This window comes from Natrinema zhouii (assembly GCF_013456555.2).
GTDB lineage: Archaea > Halobacteriota > Halobacteria > Halobacteriales > Natrialbaceae > Natrinema > Natrinema zhouii.
The window spans coordinates 3,005,521-3,021,057 of sequence record NZ_CP059154.1 but is presented as its reverse complement, the minus strand read 5'-3'; the positions used below and the strand labels follow the sequence as shown (position 1 = coordinate 3,021,057).

General features: G+C 62.1%; 14 protein-coding genes and 2 pseudogenes. 7 read left to right on the top strand and 9 right to left on the bottom strand.

What is annotated here, in order from left to right; genetic code table 11:
* Window positions 1–596 precede the first annotated feature (596 nt).
* Window positions 597–1,409 (top strand): mechanosensitive ion channel family protein, encoded by an 813-nt coding sequence (locus HYG81_RS33710; protein WP_180840542.1) that lies wholly within the window; start codon window positions 597–599, stop codon window positions 1,407–1,409.
* A gap of 85 nt (window positions 1,410–1,494) precedes the next feature.
* On the opposite strand, the gene HYG81_RS33705 is transcribed toward HYG81_RS33710, so the two are convergent.
* Window positions 1,495–2,028: a hypothetical protein gene (locus HYG81_RS33705; RefSeq protein WP_180840541.1), complete on the bottom strand. Its 534-nt coding sequence runs from the start codon at window positions 2,026–2,028 to the stop codon at window positions 1,495–1,497.
* Window positions 2,029–2,167: 139 nt separating this feature from the next.
* Between HYG81_RS33705 and HYG81_RS33700 the strand changes: the two genes are divergently transcribed.
* The 3 genes and pseudogenes from HYG81_RS33700 to HYG81_RS33690 all read left to right on the top strand — a co-directional run bounded on the left by HYG81_RS33700 (window position 2,168) and on the right by HYG81_RS33690 (window position 3,380).
* The gene (locus tag HYG81_RS33700) at window positions 2,168–2,620 is read left to right on the top strand and encodes a hypothetical protein (protein ID WP_180840540.1); all 453 of its coding nucleotides are present in this window, start codon (window positions 2,168–2,170) and stop codon (window positions 2,618–2,620) included.
* Window positions 2,617–2,887 (top strand): annotated as a pseudogene (locus HYG81_RS45780) (PAS domain S-box protein); the annotation flags it as partial. The gene HYG81_RS33700 and the pseudogene HYG81_RS45780, both read left to right, overlap by 4 nt.
* Before the next feature lie 34 nt (window positions 2,888–2,921).
* Window positions 2,922–3,380 carry a hypothetical protein gene (locus HYG81_RS33690; RefSeq protein ID WP_180840539.1) on the top strand — a complete coding sequence of 153 codons (459 nt, stop codon included), beginning with the start codon at window positions 2,922–2,924 and terminating at the stop codon, window positions 3,378–3,380.
* Here the strand turns inward: HYG81_RS33690 and HYG81_RS33685 are convergent.
* On the bottom strand, window positions 3,365–4,033 hold the full coding sequence (locus HYG81_RS33685) for an O-methyltransferase (RefSeq protein ID WP_180840538.1): 669 nt from the start codon (window positions 4,031–4,033) through the stop codon (window positions 3,365–3,367). The genes HYG81_RS33690 and HYG81_RS33685 overlap by 16 nt on opposite strands.
* Before the next feature lie 81 nt (window positions 4,034–4,114).
* Window positions 4,115–5,068 (bottom strand): annotated as a pseudogene (locus tag HYG81_RS33680) (mechanosensitive ion channel family protein).
* A 151-nt stretch (window positions 5,069–5,219) separates the two neighbouring features.
* Between HYG81_RS33680 and HYG81_RS33675 the strand changes: the two are divergent.
* The gene (locus HYG81_RS33675; RefSeq protein ID WP_180843040.1) at window positions 5,220–5,666 is read left to right on the top strand and encodes a dCTP deaminase/dUTPase family protein; all 447 of its coding nucleotides are present in this window, start codon (window positions 5,220–5,222) and stop codon (window positions 5,664–5,666) included.
* A gap of 198 nt (window positions 5,667–5,864) precedes the next feature.
* Here HYG81_RS33675 and HYG81_RS33670 read toward each other — a convergent pair whose 3' ends face one another.
* The 4 genes from HYG81_RS33670 to HYG81_RS33655 all read right to left on the bottom strand — a co-directional run bounded on the left by HYG81_RS33670 (window position 5,865) and on the right by HYG81_RS33655 (window position 10,634).
* A complete protein-coding gene (locus tag HYG81_RS33670) occupies window positions 5,865–6,956 on the bottom strand; it encodes a PAS domain-containing sensor histidine kinase (RefSeq protein ID WP_180840537.1) in 1,092 nt (363 codons plus the stop codon).
* A gap of 194 nt (window positions 6,957–7,150) precedes the next feature.
* A complete protein-coding gene (locus tag HYG81_RS33665; RefSeq protein WP_180840536.1) occupies window positions 7,151–7,957 on the bottom strand; it encodes an enoyl-CoA hydratase/isomerase family protein in 807 nt (268 codons plus the stop codon).
* Window positions 7,954–9,534 carry a long-chain-fatty-acid--CoA ligase gene (locus tag HYG81_RS33660; RefSeq protein ID WP_180840535.1) on the bottom strand — a complete coding sequence of 527 codons (1,581 nt, stop codon included), beginning with the start codon at window positions 9,532–9,534 and terminating at the stop codon, window positions 7,954–7,956. The genes HYG81_RS33665 and HYG81_RS33660 overlap by 4 nt, the downstream gene beginning before the upstream one ends.
* A gap of 275 nt (window positions 9,535–9,809) precedes the next feature.
* Entirely contained in the window at window positions 9,810–10,634 is an 825-nt protein-coding gene (locus HYG81_RS33655; RefSeq protein WP_180840534.1) for a DUF6159 family protein, read from the bottom strand.
* A gap of 133 nt (window positions 10,635–10,767) precedes the next feature.
* On the opposite strand from HYG81_RS33655, the gene HYG81_RS33650 reads away from it, so the two are divergent.
* Complete coding sequence (locus HYG81_RS33650) at window positions 10,768–11,388, top strand: universal stress protein (RefSeq protein WP_180840533.1); 621 nt, start codon at window positions 10,768–10,770, stop codon at window positions 11,386–11,388.
* Window positions 11,389–13,049: 1,661 nt separating this feature from the next.
* The gene (locus HYG81_RS33645; protein ID WP_226777493.1) at window positions 13,050–13,199 is read left to right on the top strand and encodes a hypothetical protein; all 150 of its coding nucleotides are present in this window, start codon (window positions 13,050–13,052) and stop codon (window positions 13,197–13,199) included.
* A gap of 314 nt (window positions 13,200–13,513) precedes the next feature.
* Here HYG81_RS33645 and HYG81_RS33640 read toward each other — a convergent pair whose 3' ends face one another.
* Window positions 13,514–14,002 carry a hypothetical protein gene (locus tag HYG81_RS33640; protein WP_226777492.1) on the bottom strand — a complete coding sequence of 163 codons (489 nt, stop codon included), beginning with the start codon at window positions 14,000–14,002 and terminating at the stop codon, window positions 13,514–13,516.
* Window positions 14,003–14,058: 56 nt separating this feature from the next.
* Window positions 14,059–14,964: a hypothetical protein gene (locus tag HYG81_RS33635; RefSeq protein ID WP_180840531.1), complete on the bottom strand. Its 906-nt coding sequence runs from the start codon at window positions 14,962–14,964 to the stop codon at window positions 14,059–14,061.
* Window positions 14,965–15,537 lie beyond the last annotated feature (573 nt).

Sequence of the window (15,537 nt, the reverse complement as noted above, 5' to 3'; positions counted from 1 at the left end):
TTGGTAATAGCGTGTTACCGAGTTCGGCGATTCGAGGGGATACTCCCCGTCTCGGCCCACACCCAGTTCCGACAGGATGCACGGATCGGTTCCCCATTCCGCGTGTTCTTTCGAATATTGGAGAATACACTGATTGCCCCTCCATCTATCGCACCCAAAAACGAAGCTGTCAAAAGCGAGGAAGTGAGTGGAAACGGCGCCCACATATCGTGCCTGGAGCAACCGCGTTGGCCGCGATAGTCCTGTCTCCCTTCGCGACGGCACCGTTTCCTGCTATGAGTGAAATTGGACAGATTCGGTTAGACAGCGCCCGCGGTTGCTGTCAACCGTCCGACGGCTGTTCGCCGCTCGTTTCCGCATCCAATCTCAAAGCTCGTTTATCGCCGGCCGGCTCGAGGGTCGTCAGATGATCGGTCATCGATAGCGTCGTCGTCCCCGGTCGAACCCATCACGACCCTTCACGGTACGGTCGTCCTGCAATTCGCTGTAACGGACACTTCAACCGTGGCGACGATATCGATCCAGATCGGTTAGTTTCGTGATCAATTGATACGCACTCAATTACGAAAGGCGTTCGCCACCTACGACGACTGCACATGGTAGCACTCTACCCCGCTCAAGCACAGGTTCCCGACTGGCTGCAAGACCCGATCGCACAGCTACTCACGTTCCTCCCGCGGATCATCGGCGCGCTGGTGATCCTCTTCATCGGCTGGATCATCGGCCGATTGGCCGCCGGTGTCGTGCGACGAATCGCCGACGGCATCGAACTCGACCGAATGGTCCTCGAGACGCCGCTGGGACGTATCCTCGGCGGTACCGAACAGGCCGTCTCGAGCGCGTTCGGCTCGCTGGCGAAGTGGTTCGTCTACGCGCTCGCGTTCCTCGCGGCCGCGAACGCGCTGGCGATTCCGACGCTGTCGGAGTGGATCTCGACGGCGGTCTCGTACCTGCCGGCGTTCATCGCGGGACTGCTCGTCATCACTATCGGGTTCGTCGTCGCGGACTTCATCGGCGACGCCATCGAACGAACGCAGGCAGCGACCCAGTCCGCCTACACCAGCTGGTTCGCGACCGGAACGCGGATGTTCCTCTACTTCACGGCGATCGTCATCGGCCTCGATACGATGGGGATCGACGTCGGCATCCTCTACGTGTTCGCACGAGCGCTCGCGTGGGGGCTCGGCGCGGCGATCGCCATCGGCGCCGGCATCGCGTTCGGCTGGGGCGGCAAGGACTACGTCGCCGAGAACATCGGCCACTGGATGGACCGAACGAGTAGCGTCACGCCGAGCGAGGAGGAGACGGGCGGGAGCCGATCCCGCAGCAGTGAGCCCACCGGAAGCAGTCCGAGCACCGACCGCGAGCCCGGATCCGAGCCCGGTCCCGGGCCGAGCGACGACGACTGATCGCACACAGCGAGTCGAAGCGCAGCTCTCGCGGTCGAAACTGACGGCGCAGTATCCGTTCCGACTGCTGGTCGCGACTCACCGATCAGTCGGCTTCGATTTCGGTCGCGGCTCGAGCGCCCGCCTGATCGCCGGTCTCGTCGCGCGGAAACAGCGGCTTGACCGGCACGATCACGTGGGCTCGCACGAGCCGTCCGTCGTTCCGCCGCCACTTTTTCAGATGGGCGACCGAGTGTGAGCCGCTGTAGCCGTCCTCGATGCGCTCACAGATCGCGTCGAACTCGGCCTCGTCGAACAGTTCGGCCGAGACCGGGTCCGTCTCGACCGCGACGCTCCCGTGCCGCGCGTAGACGTCGAGTCGGCCCTCGAACGCGTGCTCGAGGGCTTCGATCCAGCCGTGGACCTCGCCGACCGACGGGCGATTCGGTGCCGTCGGAAAGGTGATCGACGCACGATACTGATCGGGACGCTCCCGGACGTGGCGCTGCCAGAGTCGCCCCAGCCGCCGCGCGGTTCCGGTACCGGGCAACCGCGACGCGACGTCGGTTGCGCTATCGACCGCGGCCGACGAGTACCGTCGGAGGAGTGTAACGGCGTCGGCGCCATCGCGTTCCCTCATTCGTTCTCACGTTCGAGTTACGGGCATCGGTAATACGTCCTTTGTTGTCGGAGACGATCAGCCGACGGGACTGTCACTCGATCGAGGTGATCGTCGCTTCGCGAGAGTTTTGTACAATCCGCGACTACCGCAGGACAGAATGCCTCGAACAGGCCGCAGCCGCTCGGTTCTATTCCTCGCCGGCTCCGTCGCGATCGTCGCCCTCGGCGTCGCAGGTAATGCCGGCTTTGGCTCCCCGCTTCGAACGATTCCCGCGCTCGTTTTGATCGCCCTCGGCGTCGCCGGCATCACGAGCACGACCACAGCGTACAGTACGGCACAGCTCCGACGCGCGGCGAAACGATGGTGGCTGCTCGCGTTCGCCGCGTTCCTCCCCTACGCGCTGGCGACCGCTCCCGACAGCGAGTCGGCGGCCGCCGTCGGCGACGCGTTCGCCGGCCCGGTCACCGGCCTCCTCCTCGAGCCGGTCGCCGGCGCGATGGTCTGCTGTGCGGTGTCGATGACGGTGCTGTACGGCTTCGCCCGGTACGGGATTCATCCGGGTCGACCCACGCCGGAGGAGCGCGTCCTCGCCGACGGCGGCGAGGAGTAACGGCGCTCAAAGAACAGGAACGCCGCCTCGAGCGCCGCAAGCACGAACTCGAGACCGAACTGAGCGAGATCTTCGGGCGCGTCTCGGAGCGTTCTACGCGCTCAACGACGAGTGGCAGTTTACACACGTCAACGACCGCGCTGCGGAACTGCTAGGGTACACAGCAGAGGAACTCGTCGGCGAGAACATCTAGGAGACTTCTCCAGCGGAACGCGATCCGACCTCCTCGAGCGCTCGCTTCGAGCCGACTGCAGTCAGCCAACAGCTATATATCCGACCGCCTACTCAACCCGGCAACGCGGTGCACGACGTGATCCCGACACCACTTCGATCGGCTCGATCCCTGCTCGCCGCCTCGCTCGCCTGTTTCGCCGTCGCCGGCGTCGCGACCGCCGCCGTCGACGGACTCGCACTAACGCTCGGAGCGACCGGACTCGCCGTCGTCGGCGTCTATTGGACCGCTCGCTACGCCCAGTCCGTCTCCCGGCAGACGCTCGCATACACGGCGCTCGGGCTGTGGGTCTCGTTTCTCGGCGTCGCCGGGGGCCACGCCGTCGGCCTCGAGGCAATGGGTTCCGTCGCGCCGGGCCCAGCCGCGGTGACGGTCGTCTCGCTCACCGCAGTCACGTGGGCGACGCTGCTCGCCGCCGCCGGATCGACGATCTTCCTCGGCCTCCGCGAGTACGGCTCCCCGGCTCCGGCAGCGGACCCCGACGATCAGGTGTTCGACGGCGACGCGTCCGATTACTCGACCCGGTAGCTGACGGCGATTCCTTCTCCCAGCGGGACGACGATCGTCTCGAAGGCCGGATCGGCACGAACCGTCTCGAGGTAGTCGATAACGCCCCGTGTGTGTTCGGTACAGTCGGCAGGAGCGTCGCCCTCGGCCCACTCGAGGAGCGCGTCGAACTCGACGACGCTGGCCGTGATCGCGTTGTCCGCGACGACGACGCCGCCGACCGGAACCTTCGAGCGGACGGCCTCGAACGCGTCCGCGTACCGCTCCTTCTGGTGGTCAATCAGGACGATGTCGAACGGGCCGTCGTAGCGGTCGATCGTTTCCATCGCGTCGCCGAGTTCGTAGTGTGTGAGTCCGCCGTAGCCGCCCGCGGCCATGTACTCGCGGGCGAGCTCGAGTTCGTCCTGGTCGACTTCGGTGAGGACGATCTCGCCGTCCTCGGGGAGCGCCTCGGCGAACCAGTACGCCGAGTAGCCGTAGCCCGATCCGAACTCGAAGATCCGTTTGGCGTCGCTCAGGCGTGCGACGAATCGGAGGAACGCGCCGACCTCGGGGCCGACGTGGGGGAACCCCTCGGCAGCGGCGTACTCGTCCATCTCGATCAGCGTCTCGTCGGGGTCCGGGCCGACGGCGCGAACGAAGCGGGCGATCTCGTCGGTGAGGACGTCCGTCATGGTCGGCGGTACGACAACGAGTACGGAGAGTGTTCCGGATCGGTCGCTGACGGGTGCGTCCTCACACCGGTGAGAGCCCGCTCACCGATTCCGGCTCACCGGGAACGAGATCCGATCGGGGTGCTCGTTGAATCGCTCGAGGACCCGCTCGTAGAGGTCGTTTTTCGCCCGCTGTCCGCGCCGCGGGTGGACGAGATAGCGCAGCCGGAGTTCGACCCATGACTCCTGCTGGACGATGTTGACCGACGGCCCGTCGCGCACCTCGAGTTCGACCGGCGTCTCCTCCAGGAGTTCGCGATAGCGAGCGATGTTCTGGGCCATGCGCTCCCCCAGATAGTCGTCCGCGACGTCGGTCAGTTCCTGTCGGGCGAACGCGAGGTCGGTCTCGTAGGAGAGCTGGATCGAAATCTCGTTCCAGACGTACGGAAACTTGTCCCACGAGTAGTTGTACACCTCCGAGGAGAGAACGGTGCTGTTGGGAAGGGTGACCACTCGTCCGGAGGGCTGGTTCGAGGAGACGAGTTCGCCGTTGATCTCCCAGAGCGTCGTGACGAGGAAGTCGACCTCGATCACGTCGCCTTTGGCGTCCCCGATCCGAACGCGGTCGCCGACCTGGTACGGCCGTTTGACCATGATATAGAGCCAACCCATCAGCGAGAACAGCGGCTGTTGCAGTGCGAAGGTGATCGCGAACCCGACGACGCCCAGCGAGAAGAGCACGCCCAGCCACTGCTCGGTGAGGACACCGAGCAGGCCGATGACGGTGACCGCACCGAGGCCGAACCGGAGCACGTTTCGCGCGTCGTGGGCCCGCCGTTTGCTCGCGATGCGCTGAACCAGCAGATGCCGCAGCAACTGATAGAGTCCGTAGGTTCCGGCGACGACGGCGACCGCCAGCAGGGTCTTCTATGCGATGATCGCGCCGGCGACGTCCCCGACTGAGAGCCACGTCAGATCCAGCGCCGGCACCGCGTTTGCAGCGATGGTGGCGACGATCGCAACTGCCAGCGAGCCGAACCCGAGGAACCTGTTCACTCGAACGGATTTACAGGCTCGCGTGAAAACGATTGTGTTGATCCCGTCAGCCATCGGCGTTGCCGATCGCTATGGGCCGCTGTCGGAACCGCGAGCCCTGATGAGCAGTGAGGATACTCTTTTTGTGCTCGGGACCGTCTACCCGCTCGACATGTCCGCCGAACACCCGCTCGCCGAGTACGTCGATAATCTGGTGTACGAGCCGGTACAGGTTCACGAACACGGGGTCGACCTGACCGTCGGCGCGGTCTACGAGGTCGCCGCCCCCGGTCGCATCGACTTCGGCGGCGACGAACTCGAGGACGCCGACCTCGAGCCGGTCCCGACGGAACTCGAGAATCCCCACGACGAGTACGGCTGGTGGCACCTCGAGGGCGGCCAGTACGTGATCCAGCACAACGAGTTTCTGACGGGGCTCGAGGGATCGGTACAGCTGCAGGCGCGCAACGAGCTGTTGGCCCGGGGCGGCTCCCATCCCTCGATGCAGGTTCGAGATCACCTGCCGCTGCTGCCGCTGTCCGTCACCGACGGCGGACTCCGAATCAAGGAGAACGCGCGGGTATCGACGCTCGTCTCGATCGAAGACGATTCCGGATAGCCCACCGGTCAGTGGCCGACTGGGAACCGATTCCGCTCGGCGTCGGGCGAATATGCTGAGACGATGGTGTGGGGGTGTCCGTTTTTCGCCTCGAGATTTTCGACTAGGCCTGAACGAAGTGAGGCCCTCGCAGTTCACCGCGGTCCAGCGCGCCACCGCAGGCCGGGTGACCGAGTCGAGGCGATCCGTAGACATCCGTCACTCAGCACGACTCTGCGCAGCAGGGAGCGTGAACGAAATTGCCGTCCCGTCGGAGTCGGCATCGATCCAGATGTCGCCGCCGTGGCGCTCGACGATGCGCCGACAGAGTGCGAGCCCGATCCCGGTCCCCTCGTGTTCCTCGTGACTGTGGAGACGCTCGAACACCTCGAACACGCGGTCTTCGTCCGTCGGATCGATACCGATACCCTCGTCAGTGACCGAAATGATCCACTCGTCCCCGTCGCGAGCGGCGGAAATCGTCACTCGAGGTGCCTGCTCGCCGCTGTACTCGATGGCGTTGTCAAGCAGGTTCTGGAACACCTGCCGGAGCTGGCTGGCGTCACCGATGACGGTCGGCAACGGCTCCCTGGTGAGTTCGGCGTCGGCGTCCGCGATTCGCCACTCGAGATCCAAGAGCACGTCGTCGAGCACCGCCTCGAGATCGACCGAATCGAAGGGGTTCCCTCGCGTTTCGACGCGGGAGTACTCGAGTAATCCGTCGATCATCGCCGACATCCGTTCGGCGCCGTCGACGGCGTAGTCGATGAACTCAGCGGCGTCCTCGTCGAGCTCGTCGCCGTACCGTTGCTCGAGCAACTGGAGATAACTCGTGACCATCCGCAGCGGCTCCTGGAGGTCGTGGGAGGCAACGGAGGCGAACTGCTGGAGTCGTTCGTTGGACTCCTCCAACCGACGCTGATACTCGTGGCGCTCGGTGATATCGAAATGGGCGACAGCGACGTAGTCCTGATCGCCGTCGGTGAACGGCGCTGCTCGCATGAGGAACCACCGCCGTTCGTCCGGAGAGTGGCACGGATATTCGAACTCGAACAGTTCTCTGTCGCCCGTCAGAATCTCTGATAGCCCGGCGGCGGCAGTCCGTGCGGCCTCCGTCTCCGCCTGGCGGGTGATCTCGAGATAGTTGGTGCCGATCGTATCCGGCCGCAGTTCGATATCGTTCGCCTTGCCGAACTCCTGCCACGCGCGGTTCGTGTGTAGGATCGTTCCGTCGTCGTCGAGAATCGCGAAATTGATCGGAAGCGTGTCGACTGCGGCTGGAACGAGAGCCTCCGGCTCTCGAGTGTTCATGCATACTCTCCGTCGGTCGACAGAGAAAACGTTGTTCCCGGCGGGCCAAACGGGAGCGGTTCGAGGGGGCACAGCTATCTACGGCCCTCCTCATCCGTTCTACGGCAGTAACGCCACGACGGCGCTAGCACCGGTTGCTCCAATCGAACCGAAACGGGACGCATCGAAACCGGTGAGCAGCGGTGAGCGGTTCCCTACTCCCCCTCGTATTCGGGATCTCGATCCTCGAGAAACGCGGTGACGCCCTCCTCGTGATCTTCGGTCTCGAAGACGATTCCCTGCGCGACCGCTTCGTCGGTCAGGGCCTGCTCGAGCGACTTCCCGAGGCCTTCACCGACGAGCCGGTTGGCGTGACGGAGTGCGACCGGTGGGCCGGAAACGATCTTGTCGACGAACTCGTCGACCCGCTCGTCTAGCTCGTCGTTGTCGTAGACGTGGTTAACGAGGCCGAGTTTCTCCGCGCGATCCGCACCGACGAGGTCGCCCGTGAGCACGAGTTCCTTCGCGACGTTTTCGCCGACCACTCGCGGCAGCAGGTAGGACGTCCCGGCATCGACGCTCAGTCCGACCTGCCGGAAGACGAAGCCGAAGACCGCCTCCTCGCTGGCGAGTTGCACGTCACAGGCGAGCGCGAGGTTCGCGCCGGCACCGACCGCGGGCCCGTCGACGAGCGCGACCGTCGGAATCGGGAATGTGACCAGTCGCGCCAGCAGTTCGTTCGTCGAGCGCTCGAGCCGGCGCACTCGGTCGTCCGCGGGAACGTCGTTCTCGATGCCCTCGATCATCCGCTCGATGTCGCCGCCGGCCGAGAACGAACCGCCCGCTCCCTTGAGGACCACACAGCGGACGTCACTGTCACTATCCTCGATTTCGTCGAGCGCTTCGGAGAGCCCGGCGCTGATCTCCGCCGAGAGGGCGTTTCGGCGGTCGGGCTGGTCGAGCGTGATCGTCGCGGCGCCGTCGTCCTCGATCTCGAGGTGAACCGCGTCGCCGAGGGTCATTCGTCGCCCGCTGTGCCGCCGTTCTGTTCGCGGAGCTTGAACTTCTGGACCTTGCCGGTGGTCGTTCGCGGCAGCTCCTGCACGAACTCGACCTCGCGGGGGTGTTTGTACTCCGCGAGGTTGGTCAGGCAGTACTCTTTGATCTCTTCTTCGGTGACGTCGCCGTCGGGCGTGCGGACGATGAAGGCCTTGATGGTCTCCCCGCGGCGTTCGTCGGGGATGCCGGCCACGGCCGCGTCGGCCACGTCGGGGTGTTCGAAGAGCAGCTCTTCGACTTCCCGCGGGTAGACGTTGTAGCCGCCGGTGACGATCATGTGCTTCTCGCGGTCGACGACGTAGAAGAAGCCGTCCTCATCGCGGTAGCCGATATCGCCGGTGTGGAACCAGCGTCGGCCCCCCTCCTCCGTGAAGGCCTCCTCGTTCGCCTCGGGCAGGCCGTAGTACCCCTTCATGACGTTCGGTCCGGCGACGACGATTTCGCCCGTAATTTCGTGCAGTTCGACGTCTTCCTCGTCGACCGGCCCCTCCTCGGTCGGCGGAACCTCGTCGAACGACTCGGTGACGACCTTCGAGTCGACGCCGGGGACGGTCTTGCCGATGCTGCCGACGCGGCGGCCCTCGATCGGGCTGTTGAAGTGGGTGATCGGGCTGGTCTCGGTCAGGCCGTACCCCTCGTAGATCTTCGGCTCGTAGAGCTCCTCGAACTGGCGGAGGACTTCGACCGGAATGCCGGAGCCGCCGACGCCACAGAGCCGCAGCGACGACATGTCGAACGTCTCGGCGTCGGGCTGGTTGATGACGTCGTTGTACATTGCCGGCACGCCGTGCATGATCGTCAGCGCCTCGTCCTCGATGAGCGAGACGGCCTCCTGTGCGTCCCACGAGGCCATCGGGTAGTACGTCGCGCCGTTGAACAGCGACGCGTTCATCACGACGGTCATCCCGTAGATGTGGAACAGCGGCAACACGCCGAGCGTTTTGTCGTCCGGCCGGATTCCATCGGGGATGAGCTTCGACGCTGCGTTCGCGTTCGATGCGAGGTTCCCGTGGGTGAGCTGGACGCCCTTCGGCTGGCCGGTCGTTCCCGAGGTGTAGGGCTGGACCGCATCGTCGTCGTCATCGCGCTCGGTGATCTCGGGATCGCCCGGCTCGAGGAACTCCTCGAACGGAGTCGCACCCTCGGCGTCGCCGCCGATACTGACCACGTGCTCGACGTCCGTCTCGTCTCGTACCTCGTCGACGAAGGGAACGAGATCGGCCAGCGCGACGACCACCTTCGCCCCGCTGTCGTCGAGTAGATGCCCGATCTCCCGGGCTTTGTACTGCGGGTTCATCGGAACGACGACCCCGCCGGCACGAAGGGTCCCGTGGAAGGCGATCAGGAACGGCGGGACGTTCGGGAGATAGAGCGCGACGCGGTCGTCCTCCCCGAGCCCCCGCTCCTCGAGGGCGGTCGCGAACGCACCCGTTTGCCCCCAGAACTCCTCGTAGCTCGTGTCGGACCCCTGAAATCCGATCGCGGTGTTGTCGCCGTGTGCCTCGACGGCGGCCGCGACGTTAGTGACAAGATTTGTCATAGTCCGTGCGATACGTTTCCGTGTGACGTAAAAAAGATTTACATCGTTCGGAGAGAGCGGCGGTGTTTCTTTCCAAGAATAACGTTATTGATGGGTGTCCCATCGTACCACGAAGCGCTCGAGAACGACGACGAGTCGAACGACGGGCGACTCGAGGCCGCATACGTCTGTCCTCCTCGTATTCGGTATCCTTCATAAGGAATCTCCGTGGCAACGGATGGGAACGAAGGAGGCCCTAGCGGGCATTCACACACGGCCTGACGAGGCGCCGCCGGTCACTCCGAGAAGATGTCGTCCGGGGAGAGGGCCTCGAGTGGGCCGACCGGTTCGCCGGTGGTTGCGTACCGGTAGAGCGCGGCGCGAACGATCATGCCGAGCACCTGCGTGACGGCGATCGCGGCGACGAGAAGCAGTCCACCGATCGCGCCCATGAGATATGCGGCAATGCCCGTCGCAGACAGGTACGCGACGGCGAGGAGGCAGACACCGATGAGCGCGACCGGGAGTAGCGCCAGTCCGATCCCGAACGTCACGGTCACGCTCTCGCCCCACGTTCGTGCGAAGGCGTCCCCGCTCCGTCGCAGATCCGACCGGAGCGCATCGGTCCGGTCAGTGACGATCACCGGGACGACGAAAAACGTCAGAAGCCCCCACGTCAGGTCGAGGATCGACCGGGTAAGAGTCCCGACACCAGGAACGTTGTCGTTCAAGACGGAGAGGAGGGTACCGACGGTCGCGGACAGCAGACCCCACTTCGCGATCCGACCGCGGACCGCCCACGCGGCGGCCAACCCGTCACGGACGGTCGGCTCCTCGCCGGCGAACTGTCGGGTGGCACAGTGGACCACCGCGGCGTTGAAGAAGATGCCGACGCTCGAGGAGATGGCGAGTCCGGCAAAGATGACGCCGTACTTGACGAGCCGGTTCGTGAACACCGCATCGACGAGTCCGTAATGGAGTCCCGCGACAGCGCCGACTGTATACGCACTTCCGATGACCGCGAGACTCAACAGCGGAAGGACCGCGAGCCGGGGCCGCTCCCGGAACACATCGAGGCTGGCGTCGATGACCGCCAGCCCGCGTCGAAATCTATCGAACATATTTCCGACCACTCTGCACGAATATATAATAGTGTCGTTGAGTTGATCTTCTATCGTCACGAGAACGCTATTGTGATGAACGGAGATGGACTCGAGGGTATTTACGGTCGCGTTGCCTAGTCTCGCGGTATCGATGTATCAGGATATCCTCGTTCCGACTGACGGGAGCGACGGAACCCGTCGATCGCTCACGCACGGACTGGCGATCGCGAAGCGATTCGACGCAACGATCCACGCGCTGTCGGTCGTTCCCGAGGGTCCACTCGGAACGCTCCAGACCGACGAAGCGATCCCCGCCGCGGAGCGGGCCGTCGAGCGTATCGAGGCCGAAGCGACGCGGGAGGGTGTCGACGTCGTGACGGCGGTCGAGCAGGGCGTCCCCCACGAGACGATCCTCGCGTACGCCGACGATCACGATATCGACATGATCGTCATGGGAACGCAGGGACGGACCGGACTCGATCGAGTGCTGGTCGGCAGCGTCACCGAACGGATCGTCCGGATGGCCGACGTTCCGGTCGTCACCGTCCGGCTGAACGACGAGATTCGAATCGAGGACGCCGACGAGGCCGCACGAATCGCCCGGAAGACCGCCGAACAGGAGGGGTACGACGGCGTCAACGTGCTGGAGGACCCACACCGAACCAGCGCTTCCTGGATCGTGCCCCTCGAGACCGACGCGGGACCGGTCCACGTCCACGTCGACGCCGTGACGAGCGAGGCCCGGGTCGCCGAGGGACCCGACACTGAGTAGGGAATGCAACGTCTACTCGAGTGCGCAGGCGCTCATTCTGCGACGATGCCTCCACGCAGTTAGCCCGGGTTCCGTCTCGAGCGCGTGAGTGCCATCGTTCGGTGATTGTATGGCGCGGGAATCGATCTCGAACGAAGCGACTGGGCTCTGTACCGGTTCACTGTTCACGAGGGACAGCGAATCGGGTGCTTTCGGATAGTATGTAGTCGTGACCGCTCGGTGGTGCGGCTACCGTTGCTTACCGCAGTAACGACCCGTGAGAAGCGGTGTACGGAGATCCGATCGCTCGATTGAAGTCGTGGCCCGTGGTGCCTGCTACACCTTGTGCAAACTGAGACGCTTCACCACCCCGACAGTCACGTACACGGCCAGTGGGAGAACGAGACCGATCCCGATTATGTTCGCGACAATTCCGACATACGGAACCTGTGGTATCAGTTGAGAAACATCAATACTATTTCTAATTGTATGCCGAACGAGCAAATAGAAGAGGACCCCGATTCCAGCGCCCTCAACCGCGAATATCGCGATATACCTGTTTTTCACACCCGCGAATTTCTCCGAGAGTACATTAACCCGTCTGGCCACATATCAATCCGTACACATCCAATACAGCGGGAACCATTTCCACGATTTGTCGGTCGATCCGTCCGGTGAAAACGAGACTAATCCACCGAAATGAGGCAGCGGAACGATAGCTGTCATGTCATTCAAATCGCGGTCGGTCCCGCAGTTGCGTCCGTCCGTTACGAGCGGAAAAGGCAGGGTAGGGCTGCCGACCCGAGGTTCGAAGTCGTGTCGTTATAACAGCATTTTGCTTTTCAAGTCAAAATCGTCAGGGGCAGCTGGTAGTTCATGACCACAAAAGCGACAGAACAGACTCGCCTGGTTTATATCCTCCCCACAGGCTGTACATTCCATAAGAGAGGATTTCTACTGTTAGTTCAAAAGTGTGACTACTGATACCTCTAAGTAGAGTAAAGATGGGTAGAACCGGGTTCCTCAAGAGTACACACTAATGGGAACAACGTCTGAGGAAAGGGTAAACGGCCGAAGGGGGACGGCCACAGCCTCTTGTCACTGGCAGGGAATGCGGGAAGATGCAAGCCCTGCGCTCCTATAGTGAGTCCTGTTATCAATAAACAATAGGCAACCGGCAATGGATTTTCGACTAAGAGAATTAGGTTCCTCGAGTCGTCGATCGTGGTGAAGAGCTACGTCGGGATGGGGAGCCCGAGATAGCTTTCGTGGTGGTGTGTCACGGAGCAGGGGGAGGATGTTTGGGACGCGATGCAACGTCTCCCCCCGCACGCCACCTTGACACTATGAATCACAATAGCCCCGGGGCCTGTCTCTGCCAGCCTCGAGTAGGTCCCAGCATTTGAGAGGTGAACCTTTAGCTTGAATCATGGTACCAGACTATCCCCATTCGGCCCAAATACCAGCGTGTATAGCGTTATATTTGTCTGACCTACCATATCGCCAGAGAGGTTTCGACGAGCCTCGAGAGAAACCCCACTTACACACCATTGGCTCAATGTCATAAGCGTGTCATAGAATACATCTCACACACATCACCAAGCGATAGACATCGGGACACTCGAGCGTCGTCCGGAGGTGGAAGGCATTTTACTTGGGCCGTATTGGGAGTACATATGGGTATGCAGCCTCGCGGAGAGCCGAACGGCGAGACGATCACCGTCACCAAGGAGGGGCGATGGTACGTCGCGAGAGACGAGTCCAGCAGGGTTGCCAGTCAAGTCGAGACGAAAAGTAGAGGCGCTCGGGTTGCACGACCGACCAGTCCCTGAAACCGACGAGGAGACCGAGCCGTCGATGGCGCCGTGGCTCTAATATCAGTCCTGTAGGTAGTGATCATTTTGATCACTAAATGTGGGTTTATTATGTCTGCGAGAATATCGCTAGTTAGTGACACCCGGAACGTACTCGGGTAAGGACATCATCAAGGGCCTCGGGAAGTGCGTTTTTCGCCGAGTCGATCAGACGGGTAGATTCGTTGTTGACGTCGCGTCGGCCGGTCGAGCTGAAACCGATCGACAGAGGGCTTCGGTTCCACAGCGGGTAGTGCTGTGCAGACCTGGCGCGGCGATTCTGTTAGCGTCAGTTATTGCTCAGATACCAATTGGTCCGGGCGGGACGGCATGGACGGGTGCCACGGTCTTGTTTCGTCCAAATAGTGTTTATACAGTTTGACTATTAGGGCAGGGAAACCACCGATGAGTAACACGTATCCCAGCGTCTTGAGACCGGCTGCGAAGACGACGGCGAAGCCACTGACGGCCCCGACGACTAGGAGGAGCTTCAGCACAATTGTCCAGCGGAGCGCACGCCGACGCTCTCCCGCATTGAGTTCGCCAGGGGGAACCGTCGTCCACCTGACGGGCTCCCATGGAGAGTAGCCGTACTGAACGTCCCGAGCGAGCGACATGACTGCGTACAGTGTAACGACGCTGCCGAGTGCGACCGCTGCCAGTTCCTCGTTCGATTGATAGACGAGACTGACAACGTACAGCGCGAGTGCGACTGCGGTCACGCGGCCAGCTAGCTTTCCGAACGCCGCGCCGTTCCTAATCATTGTTATTTCTGTATCCATTTTGGGTTAGATGGAGATACGTGGCGTTCATTCATAAAAATATGGTCCCGGTAGCGTTATTCTAGGAAATCACAATCGCCCGAGACGCTGGAACAAATGGCTGCAGTCCCGGCGGCACAGCTCAGCGTGCCTGCGTTCGAGACGATGTACAAGCAGAAGGCCGATACTGCAGCACCAGCCCAGGGGTTAAATGCGCCTGACGCAACCGCTGCCGAAGCGCACGACGACATTGAAAGAGTTGCTGTGCCAGCGCAGGCGAGGCCGACGACGGTCGCGCACCCCCAGCATGTGAATCCGGTGTCCGCGGTCGTGACGGTCGACGTGTTCCTTCCGGCTTTGGCTTGCCAGGCGGATTTCAGCGGTTGTTGGCCCGTGCGTTCTCGGTGTATCTTCGCGGACCCATCCTCAACAGTGAACAACTTTGTCTCCACCTGCTCAGAGTCGTTCGCAAGGAGCGAGCTGCTTCCGGACTTCTCTCTGGTTATCCCCATGAGCGTTGCGAGCGTTCGTTCTCCTTTCGCCCGCACCGTGAGCGCCATAAGCACACTACCGTTGTCGATGGAGAACTCGGGTTGCGACGAAACTGTCCCTCCCGTAGGGTCCACGGTTGAGAGATCGCCGACGCCGGAGGGCTTTATAGGGAGATGCATGATGCGGGGATTGTGCGCATTGAGGGCTTTGTCGTCCGTCTCGAGGTTGATGCCAACCGCAAACTCGTCGTCCATCTCGAACCCTGTTTTGTCCTCGATACGCGACGCCAATGCTTTCGCCCCGTCGTGTCTGGTGATCGCCTGAACGTCCTCCTTAACTGCATCGGGACTCGTTTTGGACGTGCCCGTAATCTTGACGCCGTCCTCGGGGCCGGGCTGTTTTGCTGACGCTACCCCCGTCGCCATCGGGAGGGCACTCGCGATTGCTGTCTTCTTTAGTATATCTCGCCGTCGGAGTTTATCGTCGAACATCATGCATACTTATTATTTACTGTTATTTAGTGCTTTCGAATATCTAATATTTCCCCGTTATTTGCGGCCAGCGCGGGTGAATTCGTCGATAATTTCCCTTCGTCAGGCTTCGAGAGGTCGGGCTCGAGACTCTGATAGTCGTCCCATCCACCGGCTTCCATCACAACCCGCGGATTCATTCGCTCCCGAACGAGCATCATGTGAGCAGAGTCACGGCGGAGGTCGTGCGAGGTGATCTTGAGATGACATAAGATGGACGTCGACACTTCGAGAGAGTTCAGCGACTATCTCGCATATCTCTCTCCGTTGATTGGCCCGCCGTTCTCGGAACTCTGGTTCTATCTCGAAAGCCACAGTCGGGACGTCCCGGTCGGGTTGGTTCTCGAGTGCCAAAGTGAACAGTCGGGCCATGTCGACAGCGTCGGTAATCTCCGAGTGTCCCGTTCCTAACTCTCTCATCTCACGTAGGAACGACCATAGGGCCGATTCATTCCCTTGTGCAACGCCCAAAACATAAGGGATCGGAGAGAACCGTGTAGTGCGTCAATCTCGGCGTTCTCGAGCAAGTCGTGA